This is a genomic window from Streptomyces sp. V4I8, from assembly GCF_041261225.1.
Lineage (GTDB): Bacteria > Actinomycetota > Actinomycetes > Streptomycetales > Streptomycetaceae > Streptomyces.
Map to the genome: position 1 here is coordinate 3994673 of NZ_JBGCCN010000001.1, position 15356 is coordinate 4010028.

Annotated in this window: 17 protein-coding genes; 6 read left to right on the top strand and 11 right to left on the bottom strand. The window is 71.7% G+C overall.

The window, feature by feature from the left end:
• Positions 1 to 94: 94 nt before the first annotated feature.
• Positions 95 to 1126, bottom strand: coding sequence for a glycoside hydrolase family 6 protein (locus ABIE67_RS18110; protein WP_370258547.1), 1032 nt, complete (start codon positions 1124 to 1126; stop codon positions 95 to 97).
• Between the two features lie 163 nt (positions 1127 to 1289).
• Here ABIE67_RS18110 and ABIE67_RS18115 point away from each other — a divergent pair, with 163 nt between their 5' ends.
• A complete protein-coding gene (locus ABIE67_RS18115) occupies positions 1290 to 2069 on the top strand; it encodes a GAF and ANTAR domain-containing protein (protein WP_370258549.1) in 780 nt (259 codons plus the stop codon).
• 224 nt (positions 2070 to 2293) lie between these two features.
• On the opposite strand, the gene ABIE67_RS18120 is transcribed toward ABIE67_RS18115, so the two are convergent.
• The 6 genes from ABIE67_RS18120 to ABIE67_RS18145 all read right to left on the bottom strand — a co-directional run bounded on the left by ABIE67_RS18120 (position 2294) and on the right by ABIE67_RS18145 (position 6951).
• Positions 2294 to 2959 carry a class F sortase gene (locus tag ABIE67_RS18120; protein WP_370258551.1) on the bottom strand — a complete coding sequence of 222 codons (666 nt, stop codon included), beginning with the start codon at positions 2957 to 2959 and terminating at the stop codon, positions 2294 to 2296.
• 2 nt (positions 2960 to 2961) lie between these two features.
• A complete protein-coding gene (locus ABIE67_RS18125) occupies positions 2962 to 3510 on the bottom strand; it encodes a hypothetical protein (RefSeq protein ID WP_370258554.1) in 549 nt (182 codons plus the stop codon).
• Between the two features lie 104 nt (positions 3511 to 3614).
• Complete coding sequence (locus tag ABIE67_RS18130) at positions 3615 to 4394, bottom strand: HAD-IIA family hydrolase (protein ID WP_370258557.1); 780 nt, start codon at positions 4392 to 4394, stop codon at positions 3615 to 3617.
• 106 nt (positions 4395 to 4500) lie between these two features.
• Positions 4501 to 4701, bottom strand: coding sequence for a hypothetical protein (locus tag ABIE67_RS18135; protein ID WP_370258561.1), 201 nt, complete (start codon positions 4699 to 4701; stop codon positions 4501 to 4503).
• A gap of 55 nt (positions 4702 to 4756) precedes the next feature.
• Entirely contained in the window at positions 4757 to 5677 is a 921-nt protein-coding gene (locus ABIE67_RS18140) for a hypothetical protein (RefSeq protein WP_370258565.1), read from the bottom strand.
• A 104-nt stretch (positions 5678 to 5781) separates the two neighbouring features.
• Entirely contained in the window at positions 5782 to 6951 is a 1170-nt protein-coding gene (locus ABIE67_RS18145; protein WP_370268701.1) for an ROK family protein, read from the bottom strand.
• A 237-nt stretch (positions 6952 to 7188) separates the two neighbouring features.
• Between ABIE67_RS18145 and ABIE67_RS18150 the strand changes: the two genes are divergently transcribed.
• Together ABIE67_RS18150 and ABIE67_RS18155 are read left to right on the top strand one after the other, a co-directional pair.
• Entirely contained in the window at positions 7189 to 8262 is a 1074-nt protein-coding gene (locus ABIE67_RS18150) for a Gfo/Idh/MocA family oxidoreductase (RefSeq protein ID WP_370258568.1), read from the top strand.
• Positions 8259 to 8795 carry a heme-degrading domain-containing protein gene (locus tag ABIE67_RS18155; protein WP_370258572.1) on the top strand — a complete coding sequence of 179 codons (537 nt, stop codon included), beginning with the start codon at positions 8259 to 8261 and terminating at the stop codon, positions 8793 to 8795. Before ABIE67_RS18150 ends, ABIE67_RS18155 begins: the two co-directional genes overlap by 4 nt.
• A gap of 125 nt (positions 8796 to 8920) precedes the next feature.
• Here the strand turns inward: ABIE67_RS18155 and ABIE67_RS18160 are convergent, their stop codons facing one another.
• The 4 genes from ABIE67_RS18160 to ABIE67_RS18175 all read right to left on the bottom strand — a co-directional run bounded on the left by ABIE67_RS18160 (position 8921) and on the right by ABIE67_RS18175 (position 11980).
• On the bottom strand, positions 8921 to 9778 hold the full coding sequence (locus ABIE67_RS18160; protein WP_370258574.1) for a fumarylacetoacetate hydrolase family protein: 858 nt from the start codon (positions 9776 to 9778) through the stop codon (positions 8921 to 8923).
• A 126-nt stretch (positions 9779 to 9904) separates the two neighbouring features.
• Positions 9905 to 10618, bottom strand: a complete 714-nt coding sequence (locus ABIE67_RS18165) for a YidC/Oxa1 family membrane protein insertase (RefSeq protein WP_370258578.1) — start codon at positions 10616 to 10618, stop codon at positions 9905 to 9907.
• A 114-nt stretch (positions 10619 to 10732) separates the two neighbouring features.
• Positions 10733 to 11044: a DUF6412 domain-containing protein gene (locus ABIE67_RS18170; RefSeq protein ID WP_370258581.1), complete on the bottom strand. Its 312-nt coding sequence runs from the start codon at positions 11042 to 11044 to the stop codon at positions 10733 to 10735.
• A gap of 54 nt (positions 11045 to 11098) precedes the next feature.
• Positions 11099 to 11980, bottom strand: a complete 882-nt coding sequence (locus ABIE67_RS18175; protein WP_370258585.1) for a class E sortase — start codon at positions 11978 to 11980, stop codon at positions 11099 to 11101.
• 227 nt (positions 11981 to 12207) lie between these two features.
• Between ABIE67_RS18175 and ABIE67_RS18180 the strand changes: the two genes are divergently transcribed.
• The 3 genes from ABIE67_RS18180 (at position 12208) to ABIE67_RS18190 (ending at position 15244) form a co-directional block, all read left to right on the top strand.
• On the top strand, positions 12208 to 13680 hold the full coding sequence (locus ABIE67_RS18180; RefSeq protein ID WP_370258587.1) for a glycoside hydrolase: 1473 nt from the start codon (positions 12208 to 12210) through the stop codon (positions 13678 to 13680).
• Between the two features lie 51 nt (positions 13681 to 13731).
• Positions 13732 to 14127: a hypothetical protein gene (locus ABIE67_RS18185; protein ID WP_370258589.1), complete on the top strand. Its 396-nt coding sequence runs from the start codon at positions 13732 to 13734 to the stop codon at positions 14125 to 14127.
• Positions 14128 to 14221: 94 nt separating this feature from the next.
• Positions 14222 to 15244 (top strand): SEC-C metal-binding domain-containing protein, encoded by a 1023-nt coding sequence (locus ABIE67_RS18190; RefSeq protein ID WP_370258592.1) that lies wholly within the window; start codon positions 14222 to 14224, stop codon positions 15242 to 15244.
• The last annotated feature ends 112 nt before the right edge of the window (positions 15245 to 15356 follow it).

A 15356-nucleotide genomic window follows, 5' to 3' on the forward strand; every position in this document is an offset into this window, starting at 1 on the left:
GCAGCAACGCTCCCGCACCTTGTTCTTCGGTGCGGGAGCGTTGTGGCTTGTCGCGCACACGCGGCGGAGCCGCATATGTCACAGCCCCGCGCCCCTAGGGGGTTGTCGCCTTCGCAAGTTTCAAGGCGTACTCCGCCCACCACTCGCCCGCCTTCGGGCCGCCCTTGCACTCGCCGTCCGACTCGCCGGGGCGTTTGACCCAGACGTATGCGTCGACGAGCGGGTCCGACGTCTTAATCGTCGGGGTTTCGCCGAGCGCGCGGCCCGGCGGGTTGCACCAGCGCTCGTCCGGGTTGCCCTCGGTGTACGGGCCGTTGCCGTTGCGGCTGGTGTCGATGACGAACGGCTTGTCGCCCACCTTGGTGGAGAGCTGCTTGCCGTACGCGACCGAGTCCTTGGTCGTGTAGAAGTTGGAGACGTTGACGGCGAAGCCGTCGGCCTGGTCGATGCCCGCCCACTTCAGGGGCTCGAAGATCTGGTCGGGATGACCCCAGCCCGCGTTGCCCGCGTCCAGGTAGACGTTGGTGTTCTTCAGGGACTTGAGCTTGGCGATGGCGCCCTTGAGGAGGTCGTAGCGCTCCTCGTGGAACTCGTCCGGGGTGCAGCCGTCCACCAGGTGCAGCACCGCGTCCGGCTCCAGGATCACCGTCGTGGACCGGTCCTCGATTCCCTTGGCCACGCCGTCGATCCAGGCCCGGTAGGCGTCGCCGTCGGCGGCACCGCCCTGGGAGTACTGGCCGCAGTCGCGGTGCGGGATGTTGTAGAGGACCAGCAGGGCCGTACGGCCTGCCTTGTCGGCGGCCTCCGTGTAGCCACGGGCCTCCTGCTCCGGGTTCTCCGGGCCGATCCACTCGCCCGTCGGCTGCTGCGCTATCTTGCGGATCTCCTCGGCGTCCTCCTTCTTGTCGGCCTTCTCGTAGGCCGCCACCTGCTGCGCGGCGTTCCCGTCCGGGTTCACCCAGAACGGGTCGGTCTCCTTGGGCTGTTGGCTGATCCCGGCGCCGGCGTTGTCCTCCGGCTCCTCGCCGTCCCCGGAGGAACAGCCCGCGATCAGCAGTGCCGCCCCCAGCACCATCGCGGACGTCCGCGCGCGAGCCCCCCTCCAGGCCCCCCTCTTCAGGTACATCCAGCTCCCCCTCGGGTGCACTGTTCCGAGGCTCAATCCTGACATACGTGTCGTGGGGCACACGAGTTCGCCGAGCCTTGTCGGGGAGCTGTTACAGCCACTATGACGGCTTTGAGGAGCGGCACAGGGGAGCAGGGCGACAGGGGAAGGGGAGTGTGCGGTCATGCACCAGTCCACCCGGGAGATCCGGCTGGCGGAGGCGTTGGTCGAGTCGGCGGACACCCTCACGGACGGGTTCGAGGCCGCGCACTACTTAGCGGGCGTCGCCGACCACTGTGTGCGGTTGCTGCCCGCACAGGCCGCCGGGTTCATGCTGATCGACGAGGACCGGACGGTGTCGCTGACGGCGGGCAGCGCGCACCCGGAGATCGCGCGGGAGCTGCTGGAGGCCCAGCGCGAGGGCGGGCCGTGTCTGGACAGCTACAGCTCCGGCCGCCCGGTGCCGCCGGTCTCGATACGGGTGGCCCGCGCGGCCGCCCGCCGGCCCGAGTTCACCGAGCGGGCGCTCGGACACGGCATCGCGGCCACGTTCGCGGTCCCGCTGCGCCGCCACCAGCAGCCGCTCGGCGCCCTCAACGTCTTCGTCCGCGCCCTGCCCGACGGCTCCTCGGCCGACGACGGCACGACGCTGCGGCTGGCCCAGCTCATCGCCGACTGCGCGGCCCTCGGACTGCGGAACCACACGACGTACGTCCAATGCCGCACCCTCGCCGGTCAGTTGCAACAGGCCCTGTCCAGCAGGGTCCGGATCGAGCAGGCCAAGGGCATGCTCGCCGAGCGCTGGAACACGGCCACCGACGACGCGTTCGTGGCGTTGCGGCAGTACGCGCGCCGCCGTCGGCTGCCGCTGGACCGGGTCGCGGGCGAGGTCATCGACGGGGTCGCGGACGATGCCGAACTGCGGCGGGAGTCGGAACGCGGGGACGGCGAGGGGCGCGCGTAGTACGCCGTCGAACTTTCTCTGGGCCGCGGCCGCCATCCGATCCAGAGTCGTTTCCGGACGACCCCAGCCCCCGGTCGGACCATCCCCACTCTGGTCAACCACAAGGCCTCCCGCGCCGGTCGCCGGGTTACTCCCGCAACCCGTGCGCGCGCGGTCGAGGACCGGCCCGGTCGGCGGCTTCGGGGGGAGCGGGCCGTCGACCGGGCCAGGTGCCGCCCGGACCGTCACAGTCCTGTTCCCGTCAGATACGCCGAGACGATCACGTTCGCCGTATAGCTGCGGGTCGCCCGGTCGAAGGTGCCGCCGCAGGTGATCAGGCGCAGTTCGGCCCGTCCCGAGCGGTGGGCGCCGTAGGCCTGGTGGGCGTCGAAGCGGTCGCGGGTGACGACCTGGACGTCCTCCACGGTGAACTCGGCGAGCTTGCCGTCGTCGCGGAGGACTCGCACCGTGGCGCCCGGTTCGAGGGCGCTGATCTTGTAGAAGACGGCCGGGCGGGTCTCGGTGTCGACGTGCCCTACCAGCAGCGCGGCCCCGGCGGCTCCCGGCTTCACGCCGGCCGCGTACCAGCCGACGAAGCCGGCCTGGGCGTGGGGCGGGGGATCGATCGCGCCGTGGGTGTCGAGGCCCCGGGCGATCACGGGTGCCTGCACCCGGAGGCCCGGGATGTCGAGGCGCTGGGGCAGCGCGTCCCCCAACGGCCGTGCGGCGGGCGGCAGGTCCACGCGGGGCGGCCGTCCGACTGCCGCGACGTCGCCCGACACCGGCGCGGATATGCCCTGCCGTACGTCGGTGACCTCCCGCCCCCACAGCCACAGCCCGAGCAGCAGTACGGTCCAGGCCGCGCCCATCAGGAGGCGGCCGCCGTAGGCGGGGCGTTCGTGGTCGGACATGGTCAGTGCGGTCCGCGCTGCTCGCGGCTGCGGCGGCCACTGCGCAGGGCCACGGCGGTCGCGGCGACGCCCGCGAGGACCAGCCCCGTCACGGTGTGCGCCGTGCCGGGACCGGCCTCGCGGGCGTCCACGACGGCGAGGTGGGCGGTGCCACCACCGCCGGCCTCGACCGGGGCCACGGGGGACGGGTGTGCCGACGGCCGCGTCTCCTTCCGTACGACGGTGACGGCCCCCGTGCGGGACGCGTCCCCGCAGGCGACCTTCACGTCGTACGTGCCCGCCGTGAGCGTGGAGCGGATGCGGCTCTGCCCGACGAGGGTGCCGTCGGCGCCGACGGTGAGGCGTACGTCGGCGGCGAACGCCGCGGAGACGGCCAGCGCGGTCTTCTCCCGGCATCCGCTCACCAGCAGCGCGACATCGCCACCTGGGCGGGGTGAGGACGGGCTGACCGAGACACCCCCGTCCGCCCCGTCCGCCGCGTACGCCGCCGGGGTGACGGCGACCGTGCCCAGCGCGGCGATGGCACAGAGGGTGACGCGCAGTGATCCCATCGTGAACCTCCAGATACCTGGAGACTCCCCCCGGAACACGGGCCCCGCATCCTCAGCGGGGCCCGCACTGCTCCGTACGGGTAGGTTCGCGGCCGCAGGGGGTTTCAGATCCGGTCGACGAGGTCCGCGATCGAGTCCACGATCTGGGACGGCCGGTACGGGAAGTTCTCCACCTGCGGGGGCAGGGTCAGCCCGGTGAGCACCAGGAACGTCTGCATACCGGCCTCGATGCCGGCCAGCACGTCGGTGTCCATCCGGTCGCCGATCATGGCGCTGGTCTCGGAGTGCGCGCCGATGGCGTTCAGGCCCGTCCGCATCATCAGGGGGTTCGGCTTGCCCGCGAAGTACGGCTGCTTGCCCGTCGCCTTGGTGATCAGCGCGGCGACGGCTCCGGTGGCGGGCAGCGGGCCCTCGGTCGACGGACCCGTCTCGTCGGGGTTGGTGCAGATGAAGCGGGCGCCGTTGTTGATGAGCCGGACCGCCTTGGTCATGGCCTCGAAGGAGTAGGTGCGGGTCTCGCCGAGGACGACGTAGTCCGGCTCGTGGTCGGTGAGGATGTAGCCGATGTCGTGCAGCGCGGTGGTCATGCCCGCCTCGCCGATGACGTACGCCGAGCCGCCGGGCCGCTGGTCGTCGAGGAACTTGGCGGTGGCCAGCGCCGAGGTCCAGATGTTCTCGATCGGCACCTCCAGGCCCATGCGGTTCAGCCGGGCGTGCAGGTCGCGCGGGGTGTACATCGAGTTGTTGGTGAGGACGAGGAAGGGCTTGCCGGATTCACGCAGCTTCTTGATGAAGGCGTCGGCGCCGGGGATCGGAACGCCCTCGTGGATGAGCACACCGTCCATGTCGGTGAGCCAAGACTCGATGGGCTTGCGGTCTGCCATGTTGCTGTGCTCCTGGCCTGCGTACGGGGATGGGCGGGGGCGCCGGAACCACGGCGTACCGACGCCCCCCAGCGTAATCAGGAGTGGCTGATCCTGACCCCGTCGATCACGCAGTACCAGTTGTTGGACCCGGTGCGGCGGAACACATGCCCCGTTCCTCGGCCGAGGACCCGCCGTGACCACCCGGAGCCGGTGTGGCCGTGGCCGGCGTACCCGTCGCGGTCGCCGTCGAGAGGAACCCGGCGACCGCCCGCAGCGCGGTGGTCTTGCCGACGGCGCCGGGCGCCTGGTCGTTCGGGTGGTCCACGCAGGGATCGTCGCAGAGGGGAGGGCGGAGGGGAGGGCGGAGGGGGAAAGCGGTCTCAGCGGCGCCTCCGGGCGAGCAGCAGCGCGGCGCCGGCGAGGACGAAGGCCGTGGTGGCGGCGAGGGTGGCGCCGGGGGTCGAGGTGAGGCCGGTGCGGGCGAGTTCGTCGGCGAGGGAGAGCTCGTTCCCGGCGGCACCGGGGCGGGGGCTCGTCGAGGGGTCCGGGGCGGCGGAGGCGGCCGCGTCGGCCGGGGATTCCCGGTCGGCCGGGGTGGTCGGGCCGGACGGGTCGGTCGTGGCGGTCCCGTCGGCGGCATCGGCGGCATCGGTCGGGTCGGCGTCGATGGTGAAGCGGTAGTCGTTGGACTGGCCGACCCAGTCGCCGTCGCCGTCGTGGCGCTGTACGACGGCCGCGTTGGCGGTGACCTCGTTCGGCACGGCGTCCGAGGTGACCGCGAGCCGGACCTTCACGGTGACGGTCTTGCGCGGGCCGACGGTGAAGCCGGGGAAGCCGTCGAAGGCGCCTACGAGTTCGTCCTCGTCGGTGGTCTCGAAGCGGACGGGGAGGGGGCGGGCGTCATCCGGGCCGGTCCGACCGGTCTGGCCGGAGTGACTGTCCTGGTGGTCCCGTTCGTCCGGGCTGTCCGGGCTTCCCTTCGGGGTCCGGTAGAACTCCAGGCGGGGCTGGGACGGCTTGAGGGCGCGTTTGCCGTCGACGAGGACGACGACGGGGTGGATGCCGGTGCAGGTCCGGCGGGTGGTGTTGGTGAGGTCCAGGTACCAGGTGCCGAATCCGCCGCCGGCCGTATAGGAGTCGGGGCCGCCGTGGAGGCGGGTGGTGAGGGGGAAGGCCCCGTCGTCGGTGACGCAGCTGGGCAGCGCGACGGGAGGTTCCGCGCGCACCGGGGGCGCAGCGGCGAGAAGGGCGGCTGCTGCGAGGCAGAGGGAAGCGGGTGAGTGCAGTAGTCGCATGAACACATGACCATGCCGGGTGCGAGCGGGCCTCGGGCGGTGCCATTCCGTACGACGTCGAAAGTCCGCTCGATCAGCGCACGCGGACGTCGATCAGCGCACGCGGACCGTCACCCCTCGGCCCGCCCGAACAGCGGCGCCAGCAGCAGCTGGGCCGCCCCCTCGGCCACGCCGTGCTCCCCGCTTCCGCCGCCTCCGCCGCCTTCACCGCTTTCACCGCCTTCGTCACCCCCGCCGCGTTCCCGGCCCCCGCTGTCCTGCCCGCCTCCCCCGCCGGAGGCGACCCGCACCGGCACCGCCTCCTCGCCCGCGCGCCGGGCGCGTTCGTCGAGGACGGCGGCGACGCCGCGTACGAAGGTCTCCGGGGCGGCGGCGACCGTGCGGCCGCCCAGCAGCACGAGGTCGACGTCGAGCAGCGCGACCAGGTTGCCGACCGCCGTGCCGAGCACACGGGCCGCCTCCGCCACGTCGCCGCGCGCCACGGCGGCCAGGCACAGCGCCTCGACGCAGCCGCGGTTGCCGCACTCACAGGGCGGGCCGTCCAGCTGGACGACCTGGTGCCCGAACTCCCCGGCACCCGTACGAGCCCCCCGGTGCACCGCTCCCCCGAGCACGAGCCCCCCGCCGACTCCCGCGCCGAAGTGCAGATACGCGAAGGACCCGACGGACGCGGTCTGTCCCCCCACCGCGAGCCCGAGGGCGGCGGCGTTGGTGTCCTTGTCGACGACGACCGGCAGCGAGAGGCGCCGTGCCAGCACGTCCCGCAGCGGGAAGCCGTTCCACTCCGGGAACCCCGTGACCCGGTGCAGCACACCGCGCCGGTGGTCGAGGGGGCCGGGCAGCGCGACGCCGACACCGAGCACGGCACCCGGCCGGCCGGCCCCGGCCGCCAGCTCCCCCGCCTCGCGCACGACCCGCTCGACGACCGTCTCGGCACCGGCACCCAGGTCCAGGGGGGTCCTGTGCCGCGCGACCACGGCCCCCGTCAGATCGCAGAGCACGGCGGTCAGCTCGTCCCGGTCCACATGCACGCCCACGGCATGCCCGGCCTCCGGCACCAGCCGCAGCACCGTACGCGGCTTGCCCCCCGTGGACGCCCGGCGCCCCGCCTCCGCCGCGAGGCCGTCCTCCCGCAGCCGGGCGGTGATCTTGCTGACCGCCTGCGGGGTGAGGCCGGTGCGCTCGGCCAGTTCGAGCCGGCTGATGCCTTCGGGACCGGCCGTGCGCAGCAGGTCGAGCACGAGCGCGGTGTTGTGACTGCGCAGGGCACCCAGCCGCATCGAACTGCCGCTCCGCCGCGCGGCGGAGCCGACCGCGCCACTGCCGACCGCGCCGCCCTCCGCTCCAACCACCACGCCGGCGTCGCCGACCGCGCCGAAGCCGTCCACGCCCAAGCCGTCCGCGCCGCCCCTCGTGGTGGCGGCCGCCCCGTCGCCCACACCGCCCGTCGTCCTGTTCACGCCGTCCATTGTCCCTGCCGCTTGCACTTTGGCAACAGCGTTGCGAAAGTGGGCTGCATGAGTGCTACTCCCCTCCGCGTCGGCCTGGTCGGCTATGGCCTCGCCGGCTCCGTCTTCCACGCCCCGCTGATCACCACCACCGAGGGGCTCGCCCTGGACACGGTGGTCACGTCGAACCCCGAGCGGCAGAAGCAGGCCACCGCTGAGCACCCGGGCGTGAGCGTCGTCGCCACGCCCGACGAACTGCTCGCCCGCGCCGCCGACCTCGACCTGGTCGTCATCGCGTCCCCCAACAAGACGCACGCCCCGCTCGCGACCGCCGCCCTGAAGGCGGGCCTCCCGGTCGTCGTGGACAAGCCGATCGCCGGCACGGCGGCCGAGGCACGCGAACTGGCGGCACTCGCCGAGGAGAGCGGCCTGCTCCTGTCCGTCTTCCAGAACCGCCGTTGGGACAACGGCTTCCTGACCCTCCGTCACCTCTTGGCCGAGGGCGCGCTGGGCGACGTATGGCGCTTCGAGTCCCGCTTCGAACGCTGGCGGCCGCAACTCAAGGGCGGCTGGCGGGAGTCCGGCGACCCGGCAGAGATCGGAGGTCTGCTGTACGACCTCGGCAGCCATGTCGTCGACCAGGCACTGGTCCTCTTCGGCCCGGTCACCCAGGTGTACGCCGAGGCGGCCATCCGCCGGGACGGCGCGGAGACGGACGACGACACGTTCATCGCGCTCACGCACGCGAACGGCGTCCGCTCCCACCTGTACGCCTCCGCCACGACCGCCCAACTCGGCCCGCGGTTCCGGGTGCTGGGCTCGAAGGCGGGCTATGTGAAGTACGGGCTGGACCCGCAGGAGGCGGCCCTGCGGGAGGGGCAGCGGCCCGGCGCGGGTACGGACTGGGGCACGGAACCCGAGTCGATGTGGGGCCGAGTGGGCTCCGGCGAGTCCCCCCTGACGGGCGGCGGCCGCGTGGAACCCACCCTCCCCGGCGACTACTCCGCCTACTATGCGGCCGTGGCCAAGGCACTGCTGGACGGCGGCCCCAACCCGGTGCCCGCCCTGGAGGCGGCCGCCGCGCTCGACGTACTGGAGGCGGCGCGCCGTTCGGCACACGACGGAGTGGCGGTGACCCTGTGACGACGCACAAGACGAGCAAGCCGGGCAAGACGCACAACCCGGAGATCACCCCGAAGTTTCACCCCGAGCTCACCCCGCCCCTGGAGGAGCTGGAGGCGCAGGAACGCCGCCTGGTCTTCCGCCAGTTCACCTACGACGACGCCTGGGCCCTGGGCTCCCTGCTGGTCGAGCTGGCCCGCGAACGCCAGGCCCCGGTCGCCATCGACATCCACCGGTCCGGCCAGCAGCTCTTCCACGCCGCCCTGCCCGGTTCCACCCCCGACAACGACGCCTGGATCGCCCGCAAGCGCCGGGTCGTGGAGCGCTACGGCACCTCGTCCTACGTCGTCGGCGCCCGCTTCCGCGCCAAGGGCACGACGTTCGAGGACTCCTCCCGCCTGGACCCCGACACCTACGCGGCTCACGGCGGCTCCTTCCCGATCAACGTCGAGGGCGTCGGCGTGATCGGGTCGGTGACGGTGAGCGGTCTGCCGCAGCTGGAGGACCACCGGATGGTGGTGGAGGCGGTGGAGGAGTTCCTGGAGAAGGGGTAAGGGCAACGCCCTTGTCTTTTGTCCTTGGTTCTTTGTCTTTTGTCTTTGGTCTTCAGGGGTGCGGGGAACTGCGCGACAAGCCACGACGAAGCCGCGGCCGCCAACCCACCGCAGCTCCCCGCCCCTCAGGCATCCTTGAAATCCTGCCGCTGACGGCCGAGCCCCTCGATCTCCAGCTCCACCACATCCCCGGCACGCAGGAACGGCTTCGGCTCAGGCTGCCCCAGCGCCACCCCCGCCGGCGTCCCCGTGTTGATGACGTCCCCGGGGTACAGCGTCATGAACTGGCTGACGTACCGCACGACCTCCGCCACCGGAAAGATCTGCTCCGCCGTGGTCCCGTCCTGCTTCAGCTCCCCGTTGACCCACAGCTTCAGCGACAGGTTCTGCGGATCCGGCACCTCGTCCGAGGTCACCAGCCACGGCCCCAGGGGGTTGAACGTCTCGCAGTTCTTGCCCTTGTCCCAGGTCCCGCCCCGCTCGATCTGGAACTCCCGCTCGGACACGTCGTGCGCCACCGCGTACCCGGCGACATGCGCGAGCGCCTCCTCGGCCGACTCCAGATACCGGGCCGTACGTCCGATGACGACCGCGAGCTCGACCTCCCAGTCGGTCTTCGCCGACCGGCGGGGGACCAGCACGGTGTCGTTCGGGCCCACGACCGTGTCCGCGGCCTTGAAGAAGATGACCGGCTCGGCGGGCGGCTCGGCGCCGGTCTCGCGGGCGTGGTCGTGGTAGTTCAGCCCGATGCACACGATCTTGCCGATGCGCCCGAGCGGCGGCCCGATCCGCAGCCCGGCCGCGTCGAGCTCGGGCAGCTCACCGGCGTCCGCGGCGGCGCGGATCCGACCGAGCGCCGTGTCGTCGGCGAGCAGCGCTCCGTCGATGTCCGGCACGACTCCGGAGAGGTCCCGCAGAACACCCTCGGCGTCCAGCAGCGCAGGCGTCTCCGCTCCCGCCGTACCGACTCGCAGCAGCTTCATGATCACAATCTCCCTCGATCGCGGGCGCCCGCCGACGGGTGCAGCCATCGGAGGACTGGTCGATCCTCCAAGGTCCACGGCCAGTCCGCAATACCTGGTTCACGTACTGGACCGTAGGCCCCCGGGCTACCGGTACAGCGCGGCCCGCTCCACCGCGCTCCAGGTCGTGCTGGTCACCACGTACAGCGCGGCGGCCAGCGGCACCACCGCCACGGTGAAGAGGGTGAAGAAGGACATGAACGGCATGACCTTGGTGACGGCGCCCATACCCGCCAACGGCTGACCGTCGGCGACCGGCACCGCCGGATTCGCGGCCATCATCCGCTTCGTACGGCGGAAGTTGAACGCGGCGACGCAGGCGACGACCACGAACAGGGCGAGGTAGACCAGCCCCGCGCCGCCGAACGCCCCTCCGTCGCCGAGCGCGTCGGCCCACCGGTCGCCCAGAGGCGCGGCGAACAGCTGGTGCGAGAGCAGTTCGTTGGCCTTGCCGCCGATCGTCGTGTTCGAGAACAGGTGGTAGAGGACGAAGAAGGCGGGCAGCTGGAACAGTCCGGGCAGGCATCCCGCCAGCGGCGACACCTTCTCCTCGGCATGCAGCTCCATCACTGCCCGCTGGAGCCTCTCGGGGCTCTTGGCGTGCTTCTTCCGCAGCTCGGCGATCTTGGGCTGCAACTCGGCCCGCGCCTTCTGCCCGCGCGCGGCGGCCCGGGACAGCGGATGGACGAGCAGTCGTACGAGCGCGGTGAACAGGATGATCGCGGCGGCGGCCGCACCGGCGCCGAACAGCGGGTCGAGCAGATCGGCCAGCCGCTGAACAAGGTCGGCGAAAACAGACATGGGTGAGCCCTCCAGGGGTCTCGTCGTGCCGGATGGAGAGATGCCGGGAAACGGCATGGCGGCATGACGACCCGCGCGGGGTCACACTTCTCAGCTGTTCGGTGTGTGCGTGCCCTACGCGACGGTCGCCGGGAGGGCGTGCCCGGGCGCCCTGGGCCGTGGCCGGCCCGAGGCGTCGGGGTCGCGTTGCGGCAGGAAGGCCGTACGGCGGGCCCGGTCACGGATGGCCGTACGCACCCGGGTCGGCGCCACGGCGGGCGCGGCGCGCGAGGCGAGGAGCGAGCAGACGGCGAACGCGGAACCGGCGGCGGCGGTCGCGGCCAGCGCGACGGTCGCGGAGAGGCTGCCCGTGTCGAGCAGCGCGATCTCCAGGAAGAGGAGCACCAGCACGGCGGCGGGACGCAGACTGGCCCAACTGCGGATCATCGGCTGCCCCCTCCCTCCGTACCTGTTGTGTCGCGGCGCTCGTCCTGATGTTCGTTATACAGGATCACCGTGCTGGTTCGAAGTACGGGTTCGACGGGGAAGGGCGTCCTGCCCAGGGGCCTGACGGGGCCGCATGGAGACGAGCTTGGCCCACACCACCAGCCGGTACTTCGACGTGTACTCCGGGGTGCAGGTGGTGAGGGTGAGGTAGTAGCCGGGCTCGGTGTAGCCGTGGCCCGGCCTGACGGTGGAGCGCGGGACGGGCCGGATGACGGTCCCGTCCCGCGCGGTGGTCTGCGGCAGGGTCTTGTCGACGGCGTACGTGTACGTCGCGCTCCGCGTCTCGACCCGAACGGTGTCCTCGGGCGCGAGCCGGTTGATGTACCGGAAGGGCTCGCCGTGGGTGTTGCGGTGCCCGGCGAGGGCGAAGTTGCCTGCCTGGCCCGGCTGTTGGGTGCCGGGGTAGTGGCCGACGTAGCCCTTGTTGAGGACACCGCTCTTGCTGACGCCCTCGGCGACGGGGACGCGGAGGTGGAGGCGGGGGATGGTCAGGATGGCGTAGGCCTGGGACCAGTCGGGTTCCGGTGCGGGGGCGGCGGACCGGCGTGGGCGGCCGGCGGACCGCTCGGAGGAGCCGGCGGACTGGTCGGGCGAGCCGATGGCCGCGGGCGGGGTCGTGGCCGCCGGTACGGCCGTACGGGAGTCGCCGCCCCCGCCACCCCCGTCGCCCTCACCGTCCCAGGTCCGCTCCAGTGCCCTGACCTCCCGCTCGGCGCCTGCCCTGGCCTCCCGGTTGGTCCACCACACCTGGTGAACGACCAGCAGCAGAAGCACCACCCCTACGGTGACGAGCACCTCCCCGCCGCCCCACAGCACCCGTCGCCCCAGGGCGCGCCGCCGAAGTCCGCTGTGCCGCACGACGCGAACCCGCACCATCAGTGAGCCTCCTCAACCGGGCCGCCCGCACGATAGGCGCCGCCCCGCGAGGTCTCCAGACCCCTGCGCGTCCGGTACCCCGAACACTTCCTCCACAGGTTTGAGAAAGGGCTGTCGGAACCCTCGACAACCTCATGCGCCACACCCGATGCTTCCTGTCGGCATGAGCGGGACAGGCCACGACGCCGGTTCGACGACGACCGGCCGTTGAACGAAGCGGAGAAGTCATGATCCGACGCAGAACTCTGCTGGCGGCGACAGGCGGCGCCCTCGTCGGCGGCGCCCTGGCGACGGGCACCGCACGCGCGGACGCGACCATCGCCGTCAACCCCGGCACGTCGTACGGCACCTGGGAGGGCTGGGGCACCTCCCTGGCCTGGTGGGCCAATGTCTTCGGCAACCGGAACGACTTCGCCGACCTCTTCTTCACCACCAACTCGGTGACCTACAACGGCACCACCCTCCCCGGCCTGGGCCTCAACATCGCCCGCTACAACCTCGGCGCGTGCAGCTGGAACACCGTCAACGACGAGACGATGGCCGAGTCGGCGAACATCCCCGGCTTCAAGCAGATCGAGGGCTTCTGGCAGGACTGGAACAACGAGGACCCCACCTCCTCGGCCTGGGACTGGACCGCCGACGCGAACCAGCGCGCGATGCTGCAGAAGGCGACGTCGCGCGGCGCGACCACGGAACTCTTCGCCAACTCCCCCATGTGGTGGATGTGTTCCAACCACAACCCGTCCGGCGCGGCGAACGGCGGCAACAACCTCCAGACCTGGAACTACCGCCAGCACGCCTCCCACCTGGCGGCGACGGCCCTGTACGCCAGGAACAACTGGGGCGTGAACTTCGCGACGGTCGACCCCTTCAACGAGCCGGCCTCCACCTGGTGGACCGCCACCGGCACCCAGGAGGGCTGCCACATGGACCCGGCGGTCCAGGCGGCCGTACTTCCGTACATGCGCAGCGAGTTGGACAAGCGGGGCTTGACAGGCGTACGTATCGCGGCGTCGGACGAGACGAACTACGACACGGCGCGATCGACGTGGGCGTCCTTCGGTTCCTCCACCAAGGCCCTGGTCAGCCAGGTCAACGTGCACGGCTACCAGGGCTCGGGCGGCCGCCGCGACCTCCTCTACACGGACGTGGTCACGACGTCCGGCAAGAAGCTCTGGAACTCGGAGACCGGCGACAGCGACGGCACGGGTCTGACCCTGGCGCAGAACCTCTGCTACGACTTCCGCTGGCTGCACCCGACCGCCTGGTGCTACTGGCAGGTCATGGACCCGTCGACGGGCTGGGCGATGATCGCGTACGACGCGAACACACTCCAGCCGACGACCATCCAGACGAAGTACTACGTCATGGCCCAGTTCAGCCGCCACATCCGCCCGGGCATGCGGATCCTGGACACGGGCGTGAGCTACGCGGCGGCGGCCTACGACGCGTCGGCGCGCCGCCTGGTGATCGTCGCGGTGAACACCTCGGCCTCGGCCCAGACCCTGACCTTCGACCTGTCCCGCTTCACAACGGTTTCCGGCGGCTCGGGCGGATTGGTCCCGCGCTGGAACACGGTGACGACGGGCGGGGACCAGTACCGGTCGTACTCGAACACGTTCCTGAGCGGAAAGTCGGTGGCGGTGCCGTTCGCGGCGAAGGCGGTGCAGACGTTGCAGATCGACGGGGTGGTGATCTGACCGGCCGGGCCTGACGCAACCGTAGAAGCCTCCCGGCACGTCGTGTGCCAAGTGACGACGAAGCCGGCCGTAGATGCGGCGAGGGAAGACGAGCGCGGGCGCCGCCCCGGCCTGGTGGCGCCCGCGCTGGCGAACCTGGCCCTCGGGGTGCCGGCGATCATCCCGCTCTACCTGACGTACTGGCTGCTGACGGACTACCTTCCGTCGCCCTGCGACGCCTTCGCGCCCACCCCGGAGCTGTCGAACTGCGACTACCACACGCTCGATCACGCGCCGGTGATGATGTTCCTGCTGGCGGTGACGGCAGCGATCCTGCTGCTCGCGCTGCTGACGGTGGACGTACTGGGCCCACGCCGCCGAGCCGATGACCGGCCGGGGAGGTGGCTGGCGATGGCGACTCTGATCCCGGTGCCGTTCCTGGTGCTGCTGTGCCTGGCGAGGACGTGACCAAGGTCGGCGCCCGCCTCGACCAGGCAATATCTGTCCCCTCTTCCCCCCTCTGTTCTCCGCACCGCCATCGCCAGCCAGTACGGTGTCCCCCATGCGCCCCGACACGCCTGCCGAAAACGTCGACCACACCGCCGAAGCGGCACGCCTGGAGCGAACCGCCGGCCTCTACCCCGAGGACGCCGAGGCCCTGCTCCTCCAGGCCGCGGCCCACCTGGAACTCTCCGGCGACCGCCCCGCCGCGACCGCGCTCTACGACCGCCTGCTGTCGTCGTCGACCCCCCTGGAGGACCCCCACCTGGTACGCGCCCTCAAGGCGTCGAACCTCTGGGAGTACGGCCACGAGGCCGAGGCGAGAGCGATCATCGAAGGCGTCCGGGCAGCCGCCCCGCGAGACCCTGCGCCATGGGTGATCGTCGCGGAGTCCCTGGAGGCGCATGACGAGCTGGAACAGGCGCAGGAAACCTTCACGCAGGGCGCCCGCCTCCTCCTGACGGACGTGGCGGAGCCCCCGTACTCGACGCATCCGTTGCTGTTCGGCCGCCACCGCGTACGCCGCATGCTGGGTCTGGCCCACGACGAGTGGGACGCCCTGGCCGACACCCTCCACTCCATGCCGATCTCCCTGGACGAACTCCACGACCCCAAGCGGGTCTGGTCCCTGGGCTCGGACAATCCGGCGGAGCTGGAGGCGGAGATCTCACGGCTGCGGGCGGAACTGGGCGCGTACCGGGAGGCGCTGTCCCGCCCGTTCCCGGTGGCGGTCCTCCACTGGACGACGGGGGAACTGGCGGAGCTGGTGGCCGCGTATCCCTCGCTGGCGGCGGAGTACCCCTCGCATGAGGAGCACCTGGAGACGATAGAGGCGTCCCTGCGGGAGCTCTCGGCTTCGGGAACGCCGAACCTGGGGATCGTCACGGGGACAGTGCCGTCGTACGAGGCCTTCGCCGCCTCGGAGCTGGCCTCGCCGGAGGACGCGACGCTGCTGCCGCAGTATGCGACGACGTTGGCGGCGCGGGGGCGGGCGGTGGCTTGGCCGCCGCAGCGGGGGGCTTCGTGTTGGTGTGGGTCGGGGCGGGGGTATGGGGAGTGTCACGGGGCGGAGCCGCAGGGCTGACGGAGCCACTGCCGCAGCCAGCCCCTTCCCTGCACCCCACCCACCACGAGGCCAACCGCCGAGCCGACCCGCCGTGCCCCACAAGTCGTTCGCGCCACCCCACCCACCACCC